Genomic DNA, 14425 nt, shown 5'->3' with positions numbered 1-14425 from the left:
CCCGGCGTCAGCGCCGGGCCGGGTCCGAGGTCACCGGGTCGACGGTGACCTCGTCGAAGGCGGGCGCCCCGTCCACCGCGTCGGCCCCCACGGCGACCGACCGGCCGGTGTCGGGCAGGTCGAGGCTGGAGCGCAGGGTGACCGGCTTGAGCAGCAGCGCCGCGACGATGCCGACCACCGCGATGGCCGCGGAGATCAGGAAGATGTGCCCGGTGGCGTCGCCGTACGCGGCCCGGACGATGTGCTCCACCGGCGCGGGCAGCGCGTCCAGGTTGAGGTTGCTCTTGCCCCCGCCCCCGGAGGTGGGGAAGCCGGCGGCGGCCAGGTCGTGGGTGATCCGGTCGGTGACCCGCCGGGCCAGCACCGCGCCGAGCACGGAGACCCCGATGGTGCCGCCCAGCGACCGGAAGAACGCCACCGAGGAGCTGGCCGCGCCGATGTCCTTGAGCGCGACGGTGTTCTGCACCGCGAGCACGAGGTTCTGCATCGTCATGCCGACCCCGACGCCGACCACGAACATGGCCGCGCCGACCAGCAGCAGGGAGGTCTCGTGGTCGATCGTGCCGAGCAGGGCGAACCCGGCCACCAGGATGATCGACCCGGCGACGATGTACGGCTTGATCCGCCCGGTGGCGGTGATCAGCCGGCCGGCGACGATCGAGGAGAGCAGCACCCCGGCCATCATGGGGATGGTGAGCAGGCCGGCCTCGGTCGGGCTGTAGCCGCGCCCGATCTGGAAATACTGGCCGAGGAAGACGGCGCCACCGAACATGGCCATGCCGACCGCGAGGCTGCCGAGGATGGCCAGGGCGGTGGTGCGCTCGCGGACGATCTTCAGCGGCACCACCGGTTCGGCGGCCCGGGACTCCACCCAGACGGCCAGCGCGAGCAGCAGGACGGCACCGCCGACCATGGCCGCGGTCTGCCAGGACAGCCAGGCGAACGAGCCGTCGACGAACGAGATCCAGATCAGCAGCACGCTGACGCCGGCGGCGATCAGGGTCGCGCCGAGGTAGTCGATCTTCACGTTGTCCCGGCGCAGGGTGGGCAGGTGCAGGGTGACCTGCAGCAGGAGCAGCGCGATCACGGCGACCGGCACGCCGACGAAGAAGCACCAGCGCCAGCCGAGCCAGGACGTGTCGACGATGAGGCCGCCCAGCAGCGGGCCGCCGACCGTCGCGAGCGCCATCACGCCACCGAGGTAGCCGTTGTAGCGCCCCCGCTCCCGCGGCGGGATCATGGCGGCGATGGCGACCTGGACCAGGGCCTGCAGGCCGCCGACGCCGATGCCCTGGAAGGCGCGGGCGCCGATGAGCTGACCGGCGTTCTGGGCGAAGCCGGCGGTGACCGAGCCGGCGAGGAAGACCAGGATGGCGACCTGGATGAGGATCTTCTTGCTGAACAGGTCGGCCAGCTTGCCCCAGATCGGCGTGGTCGCCGTGGCGGTGAGCAGGGTGGCGGTGACCACCCAGGTGTACTGGGTCTGCGAGCCGTTGAGCGCCCCGATGATCTTCGGCAGGGCGGTCGAGACCACCGTGCTGCTGAGCATCGCGACGAAGAGCACGAGCAGCAGGCCGCTGAGGGCTTCCAGCGTCTGCCGCTTGCTCATGGGTGCGGCTTCCGCCGTTGCGGTGGGTGCGCTCATCGCGCGTCCTCCAGGTTGTCGTGGTGTGCGAGGGCGACCTCGAGGTCGCGGGTGAACCGGCCCAGCGCGGCGGACAACGCCGCCACCTCGTCGGGGGTCCAGTTCGCCAGTGCCCGGGTGAGCACCGAGCCGTACCAGTCCTGGGTGTCGACGAGGGCGGCCCGACCGGCGTCGGTGACGGTCAGCTGGCTGGCGCGCCGGTCGGTCGGGTCGGCCTGCCGCTCCACCAGCCCGTCCGCCACCAGGGCGGCCAGGGCTCGGCTGACGGTGGACGGGTCGAGCCGGGTGCGCTCGGCCAGGTCCCGGGCGTGGCACCCGGGCGAGCCGGCGTCGATGTGGCGCAGCAGGCCCACCAGGCCGAGCGGGATGGCCGGCCGATCGTGGGCGCGCCGCTGCTTGAGCAGCCGCACGCCCTTCAGCAGGTCCTGCAGCCGCGTGCCGAGTTCACGGGTGGCGGTGTCCACGGATCTCCTCCAGGCCGGCGTTGGTTGCCTCAAGCAATAATCAACGAATCTTGCGCAGCAGGCAAGTTTGCACATTGAGAAGCACGTCACCTACCCTGGCAGGCATGACGGAGGGCGGCGGGCTGCGCGAGCGCAAGAAGGCCGCGACCCGCCGTGCCCTGCACGAGGCCGCGCTGCGCCTCGCCGCCGAGCAGGGGCCGGACCGGGTCACCGTGGAGGCGATCGCGGACGCGGCGAACGTGTCCCGGCGGACCTTCTCCAACTACTTCTCCAGCAAGGAGGAGGCCCTCTTCCACGGCGACACCGCACGGCTGCGCCGGATGCTGGACCTCCTCCACGAGCGGCCCGCCGACGAGCCGCCGTGGACCGCGCTGAGCGCGGCCGCCGTGCAGCTCGCCGAGGAGGTCTACGACGACGCGGCGATGTCCTGGCTCACCCGCAGGCGCCGGCTGCACGGGCACCCGGGGCTGATCGCGCACCAGGTCGCCGCGTACACCGCAATCGAGCGGGAGCTGGCCGGCGAGCTGGCCGGCCGGGTCGGCGGCCCGGGCGCGGCGCTGCGCTCCCGGGTCCTGGCGGCGACCTTCCTGGCCACCCTGCGGGTCGCCGTCCAGCACTGGCTCGAACACCCGGACGAACCGCTGGCGGACACGCTCCGGGCCGCTCTGGCCGAGGCCGCTCCCGCACCGTCGCCGACCGCGCCCTGACAAATCGCCGTACGGCGCGGCGACCGGCCGCCCGGACACCGCGACCCGCCGTAGCACGAGCCAACGGAGCGCGACGCCTCCGCCCGGTGCAGAATGGCGGGCATGGTCGGGCGACGGGCAGCCAGGGCGGCACGAACCCTTGGCCTCGCGGCCTGCGCGACGGCCTTCCTCCTCTCCACCGCCTCCCCGCTCGGGCCGGCGACCGCCGCCCCCTCCCCCGCCGGCACCGTGGTGGCGCTCGGCGACTCGGTGCCGGCCGGCACGGCCTGCGGCTGTTCACCCTTCCCCGACCTGTACGCACGGCTGCTCGCCCCCACGACCACCCCGGTGAACCTGGCCCTCGGTGGCAGCACCTCGGCGGATCTCGACGGGCAGCTCCGCTCCCCGGTCGCGCAGCAGGCGCTGCGCCGGGTCGCCGCGGTGCTGATCATGGCAGGGGCCAACGACATGGTGCCGCTGGTCGAGTCCCGCTCCGGCGCGGCCGCCTACCGGGCGACCGCCGAGCTCGTGGGCGAGCATGTCGCCGCCGCGGTCACCGCGCTGCGGGACCTGCACGGCGGACCGCTGCCGGTCCTGGTGCTCGGCTACTGGAACGTCAGCCGGGACGGGGCGGTCGCGCGGGACAGCACGGACGCCGCGGGGCTCGCCGAGGCCGACACGGCCACCGCGTACGTGAACGACGCGCTGCAGGCGGCGGCGGGCCGCAGCGGGGCGATCTACGTGGCCACGTACCCGGAGTTCCGCGGCCCCACCGGCCAGGCGGACCCCACCGACCTGCTCGCCGACGACGGCGACCATCCCAACGCCCGTGGCCACGAGGTGATCGCCCGCGCCGCCTACGCCTCGTCGGCGGACGCCCTACGCGCCGCGCCCCGGTGAACTGTCACAGGGCGGCGCTACCGTCGCCGGGTGGTCACCGTCGACGACGTCCGGGCGCTCGCCCGGACGCTCCCCCGCACCAGCGAGCACCTGATCCGCGACCGGATCAAGTTCCGGGTCGGCCGGATCGTCTACGTCGCCTTCTCGCGCGACGAGCGGACGATGGGCTTCGGCTATCCGAAGGAGGAACGGGACGGCCTGATCGCGGCCGAACCGGAGCTGTTCTTCCTGCCCCCGCCCGCTGACCTGCGCTACCACTGGGTGTGCTGCCATCTCGACCGTCTCGATCAGGAGCAGATGACCGAGCTGGTCACCGAGGCCTGGCGGATGGTGGTGCCGAAGTTCCTCGCCCGGGAACGGCTCGGCGACTGAGCCGGCGGGCGGCACGGGCTTCGGTGAGAACGGTCTCACGCCGTACGGTCCGGCCATGAGCAGCGCGCCGAACCCGACCACGGCGGTCGTCCGGTCCTACCGGCCCGGGGACCACGACGCGGTCTACGACATCTGCGTCCGCACCGCCGACGCCGGCGGGGACGCCCGCGGCCGGTACGCGACCGACGACCTGATGCCCGACCTGTTCGCCGGCCCCTACCTGCACCTCGAACCGGAGCTGGCGTTCGTGCTGGAGGATGCCGGCCGGGTCGTCGGCTACGTCCTCGGCACGGCGGACACCCCGGCCTTCGCCCGCGCCTACCGTCGGCAGTGGATCCCCCGGCTGGCGCACCGCTACCCGGAGCCGACGAGCCCGCCGCGCACCCCCGACGAGGAGATGCTGGCCCTGCACCACCGGCCCGAGCGACTGCTCCTGCCGGAACTGGTCGACTACCCGGCCCACCTGCACATCGATCTGCTCCCCACGCATCAGGGGCGCGGCCACGGCCGGCGGCTGCTGGAGACGTTCCGGGCCGCCGCGGCCCGGGCCGGCGCGCCCGCCCTGCACGTCGGCATGGTCACGGCCAACGTGCGGGCGCGCGGCTTCTACGACCGGCTCGGCTTCCACGTGATCCCGGTGCCCGACCCGGGGCCGCTCACCTACCTGGGCCGCGCCACCGGCGACTGAGCGGCCGGGTGGGGGCGATTGCCCCCCGAATCCGCCCCGCGACCGGCACGGCGCTGGGAGACTCGTCCGGTGGAGGGCGAGCAGCGGCGTGGCAAGCTCGGGCCCGCCGTTCCCATCGCCCCGGCCGCCCGGGTGGACAAGTTCGAGGTCTTCTTCGACCTCGTCTTCGTGGTGTCGTTCTTCATCATCACCCGGGCCACCGCGGCGAACGTGACCTGGCGGGAGCTGCTGCACGCGCTGCTGGTGCTCGCCGTGCTGTGGTGGTGCTGGGTCGTGCACAGCGTGGTGGCCAGCCGGTTACGCCTCGGTGAGGGCTTCGTCCCGGTGCTGATGGTGATCGGCATGATGGCGCTGTTCACCTTCGCGCTGGCCCTGCCGCAGACCTTCGGCGGCCTGCACGAGGGGGCGGCCGGTCCGATCCTGGTGACGTTCAGCTACATGGTGATCCGCGCCGTGCACCTGGCGCTCTACGCGCACGCCACCCGGGGCCTCCCGGCCGCCCGCCGCAAGCTCTACCAGTTCGTCCCCGAGGTCCTGATCACGACGATCCTGCTCTTCGTCGCGGCACTGGTCCCCCCGAGGGTCGACCACGACGGGACGGGGCTCTGGCTGCGGGACGGGCTGTGGATCGCCGTCGTGGTGATCCAGTACGCCAGCGGCCTGCTGGCCGGCACCAACGGCTGGGAGATCACCTCCGCCGAGCACTGGACGGAACGCTACGACCTGATCCTCATCATCGCGCTGGGCGAGTCGGTGATCTCGGTCGGCGTCGGCGGCAACCTGATCGGCAAGCCGGTGACCTGGCCGGCCATCCCGGCGGCCATGTTCGGCATCCTGTTCACGGCCGCGCTGTGGTGGGCGCACTTCGACATGATCGGCCCGGCCGCCCGGATCGCGCTGCACGCCGCCCAGGGCAGACCACGGGTAGCCATGGGCCGCGACGCGTACGCGTACCTCTACCTGCCGATGATCGCCGGCGTCATCCTGTTCGCCATCGGCGCCGAGGAACTGGTCCGCACCATCACCGACCCGACGGGTGGGGTCGGTGAACGGGGACACGGACCGGCGGTGCCCATGCTGTTCGCCGGGGTGATGGTCTACCTGGCCGCGGACATGGCGTTCCAGTGGCGCACGCTGCGCACCCTGTCGTGGACCCGGGTCGGCGTGCTCCTGGCGCTGGCGGCCGGACTGCCGGTCGCCGAGCGCCTGCCGGCGGTGGTCGCGCTCGGGCTGCTGACCGCGATCTGCGTCGCGCTGGTCGCGGTCGAGCTGGTGCTGCTGGCCGACGCCCGGCACGCGCTGCGCCGGACGGTGTTCGAGGAGAAGGCGCACCACGAGACCAGCGAGGCGGCGTGGCGCGCCCGCTGGCACGACGGCGGCCCGGAGCAGTCCACGCAGTGACGGTCGCCCGTGCGCGACGGCGGGGCCGGCGGGCCGTAGAGTCTCCGCGTGATCGAGATCGACACCGACGTCGAGCTGTTCCACCCGGCCGAACGGGTGTGGCGGACATTGACGGACCCGGCACTGCTCGCCAAGTGGTTCACCGAGGTCACGGCGGCGCCGGACGCGCCGGACCGGCGGCTGCTGCGGACGGCCGGGCGGCCCGGGTTCGACGCCGACGTCGAGGTCGAGGTGGTCCGGCTGCAGCCGCCGGAGCTGCTGGTGCTGCGCTTTCGGGAGGGCGCGCGCCGCAGCCGGCTGAGCGCCACGGTCGTCCCGACCGGCCACGGCTGCCGGCTGACCGTCCACGAGTCGCTGGAGCAGGGCGACTGGGACGCCGACAGCCGGTTGGCGCATCACCAGCAGGCCATCGGCGTCCAGCTGCCGGCCATTCTCGACTGGCTGGCATTCCAGGAGGTCGACCTGCGCCGCGCCGAGGGTGGGCTGACCGCCGAGCTGCCCGTGGTTCGAACGCGAACCGGGGCCGGTCGGCGCCGGGCGGTGCTGATCGGCGGGGTGGTCTGCCTCGCCCTGGCCGGCGGGGTGGCGATGTGGGCGGCCCGCCCGCAGTCCCCGGCACCCGCGCCGCCGCCGGACGGGACGCCGTTGGTGCTGCCGAGCGTCCGGAGCCGCCTGCCGGAGGCCGGCCTGTCCCGCGCGCCCCGGAGCCCGCGGAGCAGTGTCGCCACCGCCACCGCCGCCCCGAGTCCGACGGTCTCGCCCAGCCGCACCCGCACCGCGAGCGCGTCGGCGGTGCCGCTGGTCGCCACGTACCGCACGGTCGCCGACCGGGTCTTCGGTTACCGGGGTGAGGTGGTGGTCGACAACCCGGGCAGCGCGCCGAAGCAGACCTGGACGGTGGTGGTCACGGTGGGCTCGGGGGCCACGGTCGGCAACGTCAACGGGGCCGAGGCGGCCCAGGACGGCGCGGAGGTGACCTTCACCGGGGCGGCGATCCCGGCCGACGGTTCGGCGACGATCCGGTTCGACGTGCGGGACCCGGATCCGCTCAGCGAGGCGCCGAAGGGCTGCACCGTCGACGGCAGCCCCTGCGCCGGCCTGTAGCTCACCCACCGGCGCCGCCGGACGGACGCGGATCCGCCCGGCGGCGCCGGTGGGCGGGTCAGCTGCGGTTGATGGTGAACGTGCCGGTGGTGTTCCGGATGTCCTGGTAGTTGTCGGTCAGCCGGAGGTTGGTGAAGGTGGCGGAGCCGACCGCCGGGCCCTGACCGGGCTCGGGCAGCTCATTGGCCCAGATACCGAACCCGGACTTGGCGTCGAACGCGTCACCGCTGCGCTTCGCGCCGGAGATCGACACGTTGTTGAACACGGTGTCGGTGATCGGATTGTCCGGCTGCCCGTTGGTGTACCTGGTCTGGAACATGATCCCGGAGTACGTCGGGTCGACGATGTCCACGTCGGAGACCCGGATGCCCCGGAACTCCTTCGAGGCGGAAAAGAGCCACATCGCCGGGAACGTCTGCTGGCCCCAGAAGTGCCCGCCGGAGCGGACCAGCGAGACGTTCTGGAACTGGGTGGGCGGGCTGGCGCCGAACCCGACGAACGGGTAGCCGAAGTCCAGCGAGCTGATGGTGATGCCGGAGTACGTCAGCTGGTCGGCGATGTAGAGGTTGCGGAAGGTGTTGTCGTAGCCGCCGTACACGGCCACCCCGGCGGCCCGCCAGGTGAGGGTGGCGGTGAGGTTCTCGAAGACGTTGCCGTGGTTGCCGGTCGACGCGCCCTGGTCGGTGGCCGAGAAGAGGGCGAAGGCGTCGTCGCCGTTGGACCGTCCCTCGGAGTTGGTGACCAGGCTGCCGGTGCTGCCGTTGGTCATGTTGACCGCGTCGGCGAAGGTGTCCCGGAACCGGCTGTCCCGGATGGTCAGCCCGGTGACGCTCACCCCCCAGTACGCGCAGACGGTGTGCTCGACCCAGACGCTGTCCAGGGTCAGGTTGTCCACATCCGTCAGCTCGCCCCAGACCTTGCCGGGCCCGTCGATCCGATTGGTGTAGTTGCCGAAGAACGCCAGGTGCGCGAAGGTCGAGCCGCTCGCCGAGGACTCCACCCGGAAGCCGGCGTCGGTGTTCTGCTGGCTGGTGGGTGTCTGGAAGCGGGTGTACCACATGCCCGCGCCGACCACCTTGACCGGCTTGCCGTAGACCTGGAACTTCTGGGCGGTGTCGTACGTGCCGGGCGGCAGGTAGACGCCGATTAGGGTGCCGGTGGTGTCCATCCGGACCGCGTCGAGGGCGTTCTGCACGTCCGCGTGACTGAAGCCGTTCGGCACCGTGTAGCGGGCCGGGTCCGGGTTCGGCCGGGGCGACACCAGCTCGGTGTTGACGAAGTCGATGGCGTACGTGGTGGTGTTGGCCGGGTCCTTCTGCAGCCGGATGGTGGCGCCGGCCGGAACGGTCGAGTTGAGCATGACGTTCGCCTCGTCGTACAGGTGGCGCGGGGCGCCGGCGCTCGGCGAGTCGCTCGGCCCCGCCTCGGCGCCGTAGAGCCAGCTGTGCTTCGAGGTCAGGTTGATCGGCTTGTGCAGCACCCCGTTGACGTAGATGTCCAACGTGGCGTCGATCCCGCCGCCACCCGCGGAGTCCGGGATGGAGAAGCGGGTGACCAGGGTGTTGGTCGCCGCCCGGGTGGTCCACTCGACGTACGCGCCGGTGGTGTTGAGGGTGACCGCGCGGCGGCCGGACGCCTCACCGGCGAGGTCGCCGATGGTCCGGTTGGGCCCGACCACCTGTGCGCCGCCGCCGATCCGCCCGTCCTCGGCCTCGTACATGTCGTACGGCAGGTTCGCGCCCCGGCCGACGAAGAGCGACCGGTCGCTGGTGTTGTTCTGCTGCTTGACCGGCAGCTCGTTGGCGTCGACGGCGAGCGCGACCCGCACGATGTACTTTCCGTTGGCCGCGGTCCAGCTGCCCAGGTCCACGGGCGCGCTGGTGGCCCCGGCCGCGATGGTGCCGCTGTAGGCGCCGGTCAGGGTGCGCACCACCGAGCCGGTGTCGCTGAGCAGGGTGAGGGTGATGCCGTGGGCCCCGCCCGTCGAGGCGACGGTGCCCTGGTTGCGGATCGACATCGCGAAGCCGACCGGGGCGCCGGCGCTCGGGGTGCCGGGTGACCAGGTGACCGCGCCGGTCACCAGGTCGGAGCTGGCCACCGGGCTGACCGTCAGCGAGGCGGTCCGGCTGTTGTTCGACTCGTTCTGCTCGATCACCGTGTTCGCCTCGTCGACGACGGCGGTGACCTGGTAGGTCGCGGCGTTGCGTGCGCCGATGTCGAGCGTGACGCTCGCCGAGGCGCCGGCGGCGAGGGCGCCGATGGCCGCCGTGCCGACCTTCGTCGTGCCCAGGTAGAACGTGACGGCGCAGGCGGCCGAACCGGCGGTGCCGGCGTTGCGGACGGTGGCCGACAGGGTGACCGGGTCGGTCTCCACCGGTGCGGCCGGGGCGGACGACAGGCCGGTGACGGTCAGGTCGGGGTTCGGCGCCGGGACGCCGATCACCTGGAGCTCGGCGACCTGGCCGTTGGCCGAGCCGGAGTTGGCGGTGAACTGCAGCCGCAGGTCGGCGGCGGTGGCGCTGACCGGGATGGTGACGGTGTTGCTGCTGGTCGGGCTGAACGCGTACGTCGCCGAGCCGACCAGGGTGGTGAAGGTGGACGAGGACTGCTCCCGGCCGAGCACCTGGAAGGTCTGGGTGCGCGGTCCCCAGATCGGGTCCGGGTTCAGCTTCACGACGAGCGCGCTGACGCTGGCGTTGGCGCCGAGCGCCACGGTGAGGGTGCTCGGGTACGCCCCCGGCGCACCCTCCCAGTAGGTGGTCACGTCGTCGTCGTTGGCGTTGGCGGCGGCGTAGACGTGCACCACCGAGCTGGCGGTGATCGGCTTGCCGACGGCGAGGTTGCTGCCGCCCGGGGTGCTGCCGGTACGGGTGACCGTGTTGGACGTCGCCGAGACGTTCCCGGCCGCGTCCCGGGCCCGCACGTAGTAGGAGACGATGGCGCTGTCCGGCTGGGAGTCGGTGTACGACAGGGTGGTGCCGCCGACGCTGCCGCGCAGCGCGTTGTTCGCGTACACGTCGTAGCCGGTCACGCCGACGTTGTCGGTCGAGGCGGTCCAGGTCAGCCGGATCTGCCCGGACACCGGCTGGGTGTACGCGAGGTCGCCCGGGGCGGTCGGCGCAGTGGTGTCGCCGGTGTTCCCGGTGCGGGTGACGGTGTTGCTGTCGGCGGACTGGTTGCCGGCCGCGTCGTGCGCCCGTACGGAATAGGAGACGGTGGTGCCGGCCGGCTGGGTGTCGGTCCAGGACAGGGTCGAGGCGCCGACGGTGGTGCGCAGCGTCCCGTTGGCGTAGATGTCGTAGCCGGTGACACCGACGTTGTCGGTCGAGGCGCTCCAGGTGAGCCGGACCTGGTCGGGGGCCGGCTCGGTGAGGGCCAGGTTGCCGGGGGCGCTGGGCGGCTGGCTGTCCCCGGTGGCCGGGCCGTAGACCTCCAGTTCGGAGAGCTGTCCGGCGGGCCAGCCGGTGTTGGCGGTGAACAGCAGCCGGACGTACCGGGTGGCGGCGGCGGCGAGGCTGATGGTGACGGCGTTGCCGCTGCCCGGGTTGAACGTGTATCCGGCGGAGGCGACGAGCGTGCCGTACGTGGACCCGTCGGTGCTGCCCTGCACGGTGAGCGTCTGGGTGCGGGTGTCCCAGCCGGCGGGGAGCTTGAGCACCAGCTTGTCGACGCCGACGGTGCCGCCGAGGTCGGCGCGGATCCACTGCGGGAAGCCGTTGTTGGCGCTCTCCCAGTAGGTGCCGGCGTTGCCGTCCGCCGCGTTCGCCGCGCCGTAGACGTCGGCGTGGCTGCTCTCGGCCATGGTCCGGCCGAGCGCCAGGTTGGTGGTCGAGCTGGTGACGCCGTAGACCTCCAGCTCGGCGAGCTGGGCGGCCGGCCAGCCGGTGTTGGCGGTGATCGCGATGCGGACGTACCGGGTGGTGGTGGTCGGGAGGGCCAGCGTGACGGTGTTGCCGCCCGCCGGGCTGAAGGTGCGGGCGGCCGAGGCGACCACGGTGGTGAAGCCGCTGCCGTCGGTGCTGGCCTGCACGGAGAGGGTCTGGCTGCGCGACTCCCAGGTGGCGGGGAGCTTCAGCACCACCTGGTCGACCGGTACGGCGGCACCCAGGTCGACCTGGGCCCACTGCGGGAAGGCGCTGCCGGCGCTCTCCCAGTACGTGCCGGCGTTGCCGTCGGTGAGGTTGCCGGCGGTGTACGCGCCGTTGGCGCTGCTGGCCGAGGCGGTCCGACCGAGGGCCAGGTTGGGGCCGCCGGCCGCGGCGGCCGGGGACGGGGGCGGCGCGACGACCGCCAGCCCGACCGCGGCGAGCACCGCGACCAGGCGGGTACGGATTCTGGACATGGTGGGGGGACACCTTCTTCCGGGGACGTGGAGAGGTGGGTGTGGTGGGGGTGACGGGGTCCCCGCCGCGTCGCGGGGACCCCGAGGAGGTCAGCTCGCGTAGACCTCGAACTCGCTCAGCTGGCCGGCCGGCCAGCCGGTGTTGCCGGTGAAGGTCAGCCGCAGGTGGCGCGCGGCGGTGCCGGGCAGGGTGACGGTGGCGGTGTTGCCGCTGGCCGGGTCGAAGGCGTATCCGGCCGACGGCTTGACGGTGGTCCAGCTCGTCCCGTCGGTGGAGCCGAGCACGGTCAGGGTCTGGGTCCGGGTCTGCCAGGCCGAGGACGGGGGCAGCTTCAGCACGATCCGGGCCACCGGGTACGCCGCGCACAGGTCGACGGTCAACGACTGCGGGAAGGCGTTGTTGGCGCTCTCCCAGTAGGTGCCGGCGTTGCCGTCCACCGCGTTCGCCGCGCCGTACACGTCGGCGTGGCTGGTCTCGGTGACCGGGCGGCCGGCGGCGAGGTTGCCGCTGGGCGGCGGCGTGCTGCTGGGCGGGGGCGTGCTGGTCGGCGGCGGGGTGGTGGCCGTGCCGCCGTACACCTCGAACTCGGCGGCCTGGCCGGCGGGCCAGCCGGTGTTGCCGGTGAGGCTGAGCCGGACGTACCGGCGGTCGCCCGCGGGCAGCGGGATCGACACCGTGTTGCCGGTGGCCGGGTCGAAGGTGTAGCCGGCGGACGCCTTCGCCGTGGCCCAGGCGGAACCGTCGGTGGAGCCGAGCACCGCCAGGGTCTGGGTACGCCGTTCCCAGCCTGGCGGAAGCTTCAGCACCACCCGGTCCACGGCCCGTGCCGCGCCGAGGTCCACCGTCAGCGTCTGCGGGAAGGCGTTGTTGGCGCTCTCCCAGTAGGTGCCGGCGTTGCCGTCCACCGCGTTGGCCGCCACGTACGTCTGGGTGCTGCTGGACGCGGTGGCCGGCCGGCCGACGGCGAGGTTGCCGCCCGACGGCGGCGGGGTGGTCGGCGACGGGCTGGGCGTGGGACTGGTCGGTGTCGGGCTGGGCGGGGCGGACGGGCCGTTGCCCCACTGCGGCTCGGGCCACGGCCCGCAGTACGGGCTGGCCGAGTACCAGCCGGAGTTGCCGACGCCCTGGGTGATCTGGAAGCCGCTGCCGACGCAGTTGTACATCGGGTTGGCCTGGGCGATGCCGGTGGCCTGGACGTTGGTGAAGCTGACCTGGCTGGGCGCCTGCACCTGAAGCGCGAAGGTGCCGGCGCCGTCGATCCGCACGTTGGTCAGGTTGATCCCGCTGGTCTGCCCCTCGATCCAGTGCAGCGCGGCGTACGAGCTGTCCAGGATGTCGGTGTCGGTGACGTTGATGGTGGCGCCCTGGATCGGCTCGTTGAGCGCGGAGAACCAGAGTGCGCCGACCCCGAACCGCCAGTTGTAGTCGGAGTTGCCGTTGCGGATCAGGGTGTTGCGGGCGACGGTGATCGTGCCGGCGACGGCGGTCGGGCCGTTCACCCCGGGATAGCGGTTGGCCACGTGGATGCCGCCGCCGTTGGTGACCGAGTCGGCGGTCACGTTGTCGGTGATCCGGATGTCCCGGCCGCCGTAGGTGACCAGGTTGTTGGCCAGAATGGTGACGCCGACCGTGTTGAAGGTGAAGGCGTTGTTGACGTTGGGGACGTTCTGCGCCCACATGGCCAGGCCGTCGTCGCCGGTGTTGCGGACGAAGGTGTTGGTCACCGTGGAGTTGGTGACGCCCCAGTGGAAGTTCACTCCGTCGGCGGTCTGGTCGAGGATCCGGCTGTTGCGGATGGTGAGGTTGTCCATCGGCCCGTCCATCCAGGCGCCGACCTTGGTGTGCTGGAGCCAGAGGTTGTCCACCACCGAGTTCGACAGCGCCCCGCCGAGGGCGTTGACCTGGTCCTCGTCGACCCGTTCCCGGATGTCACCGATGATGGCGAAGTCCCGCAGGGTGACGTTGCGGCTGGGGCCGCCGGCCTCGTGCGGACGGATCTCGCCGCCGTAGCCGCCGCCGGCGACGTACTTGCCGTAGATGCCGGCGCCCCGCTTGCGATCGGTGGGGTGCCGGCCGCCGAGCACCGAATACCACGGCCCGGCGCCGCGCAGGGTCACCCCGTCGACCACCACGTGGTCCCAGAGGGTGAAGGTGCCGGCGGGGATCCAGACCGGCTTGCCCTGCACTTTTCCGGCGTCCACGGCGGCCTGGAATTTCGCCGTGGAGTCGGTGGCGCCGGTCGGGTCCGCGCCGAAGTCGGTGACCACGTCCAGCACGCCGGACGGCTTGGGGAGTTGCCCGCCGACCAGCTCGAAGTCGGCCAGGTCGATGGTGAAGGTGGGCGACTGCGCGGTCGAGGAGACCTGCAACCTGATCTTCGTGCCGGCCGGGTAGGTGGTGCCGAACAGGGTCCGGGCCTCGTCGTAGAAGTGGTGCGGGTCGGTGTCGCCCGGGTTGTTGTTGAACGGGTAGCCGCCGTAGTACCAGCCGTACCGGGAGGTGACCGGGACCGCCTTCACCAGCGCGCCGTCGGCGCGCAGGTCGATGGTGGCGTCCCGCCCGGTGCCGGCGGCGTTGTCCGGCAGGCTGTACCGGAAGGTGACCGCGTCGGCCGGCGCGGTGAGGGTGAACTCGACGTACTCGCCGACGGCGTCGAGGGTGACCGCCTCGCGACCGGAGGCCTCCGACGGCAGGGCGCCGTAGTGCCGGTCGGGGCCGATCCGGGTGTCGATGGTCATCACGGCCTTGCCCTTGCCGAACGCCTCACCGGACCAGCCGGCGTCGAGCTGCTTCGGGTAGCGGGCGTAGCCGTTGGTCAGCAG

General features: G+C 72.6%; 10 protein-coding genes. 6 read left to right on the top strand and 4 right to left on the bottom strand.

The features are described from left to right. Positions 1 to 7: 7 nt before the first annotated feature. Together ACWEVO_RS12600 and ACWEVO_RS12595 are read right to left on the bottom strand one after the other, a co-directional pair. On the bottom strand, positions 8 to 1645 hold the full coding sequence (locus ACWEVO_RS12600) for an MDR family MFS transporter (RefSeq protein ID WP_452307662.1): 1638 nt from the start codon (positions 1643 to 1645) through the stop codon (positions 8 to 10). After that, on the bottom strand, positions 1642 to 2109 hold the full coding sequence (locus tag ACWEVO_RS12595) for a MarR family winged helix-turn-helix transcriptional regulator (protein ID WP_452307661.1): 468 nt from the start codon (positions 2107 to 2109) through the stop codon (positions 1642 to 1644). Before ACWEVO_RS12595 ends, ACWEVO_RS12600 begins: the two co-directional genes overlap by 4 nt. A gap of 104 nt (positions 2110 to 2213) precedes the next feature. Here ACWEVO_RS12595 and ACWEVO_RS12590 point away from each other — a divergent pair, with 104 nt between their 5' ends. The 6 genes from ACWEVO_RS12590 to ACWEVO_RS12565 all read left to right on the top strand — a co-directional run bounded on the left by ACWEVO_RS12590 (position 2214) and on the right by ACWEVO_RS12565 (position 7260). Then, positions 2214 to 2816 carry a TetR/AcrR family transcriptional regulator gene (locus ACWEVO_RS12590; RefSeq protein ID WP_452307660.1) on the top strand — a complete coding sequence of 201 codons (603 nt, stop codon included), beginning with the start codon at positions 2214 to 2216 and terminating at the stop codon, positions 2814 to 2816. A gap of 102 nt (positions 2817 to 2918) precedes the next feature. Beyond that, positions 2919 to 3695, top strand: coding sequence for an SGNH/GDSL hydrolase family protein (locus ACWEVO_RS12585; RefSeq protein WP_452307659.1), 777 nt, complete (start codon positions 2919 to 2921; stop codon positions 3693 to 3695). Between the two features lie 30 nt (positions 3696 to 3725). After that, complete coding sequence (locus ACWEVO_RS12580) at positions 3726 to 4067, top strand: MmcQ/YjbR family DNA-binding protein (RefSeq protein ID WP_452307658.1); 342 nt, start codon at positions 3726 to 3728, stop codon at positions 4065 to 4067. Between the two features lie 55 nt (positions 4068 to 4122). Further along, positions 4123 to 4755: a GNAT family N-acetyltransferase gene (locus ACWEVO_RS12575; protein WP_452307657.1), complete on the top strand. Its 633-nt coding sequence runs from the start codon at positions 4123 to 4125 to the stop codon at positions 4753 to 4755. A 69-nt stretch (positions 4756 to 4824) separates the two neighbouring features. Next, the gene (locus tag ACWEVO_RS12570; protein WP_452307656.1) at positions 4825 to 6156 is read left to right on the top strand and encodes a low temperature requirement protein A; all 1332 of its coding nucleotides are present in this window, start codon (positions 4825 to 4827) and stop codon (positions 6154 to 6156) included. A gap of 48 nt (positions 6157 to 6204) precedes the next feature. Continuing rightward, entirely contained in the window at positions 6205 to 7260 is a 1056-nt protein-coding gene (locus ACWEVO_RS12565) for an SRPBCC family protein (protein ID WP_452307655.1), read from the top strand. Positions 7261 to 7318: 58 nt separating this feature from the next. On the opposite strand, the gene ACWEVO_RS12560 is transcribed toward ACWEVO_RS12565, so the two are convergent. Both ACWEVO_RS12560 and ACWEVO_RS12555 read right to left on the bottom strand, forming a co-directional pair. Further along, positions 7319 to 11602: a discoidin domain-containing protein gene (locus ACWEVO_RS12560; protein WP_452307654.1), complete on the bottom strand. Its 4284-nt coding sequence runs from the start codon at positions 11600 to 11602 to the stop codon at positions 7319 to 7321. 90 nt (positions 11603 to 11692) lie between these two features. Beyond that, the coding region (locus ACWEVO_RS12555) for a discoidin domain-containing protein (RefSeq protein ID WP_452307653.1) at positions 11693 to 14425 on the bottom strand (2733 nt) is incomplete at its 5' end.

This window comes from Micromonospora sp. NPDC003776, assembly GCF_053605645.1.
This window is presented reverse-complemented; position numbering and strand designations above follow the sequence as displayed.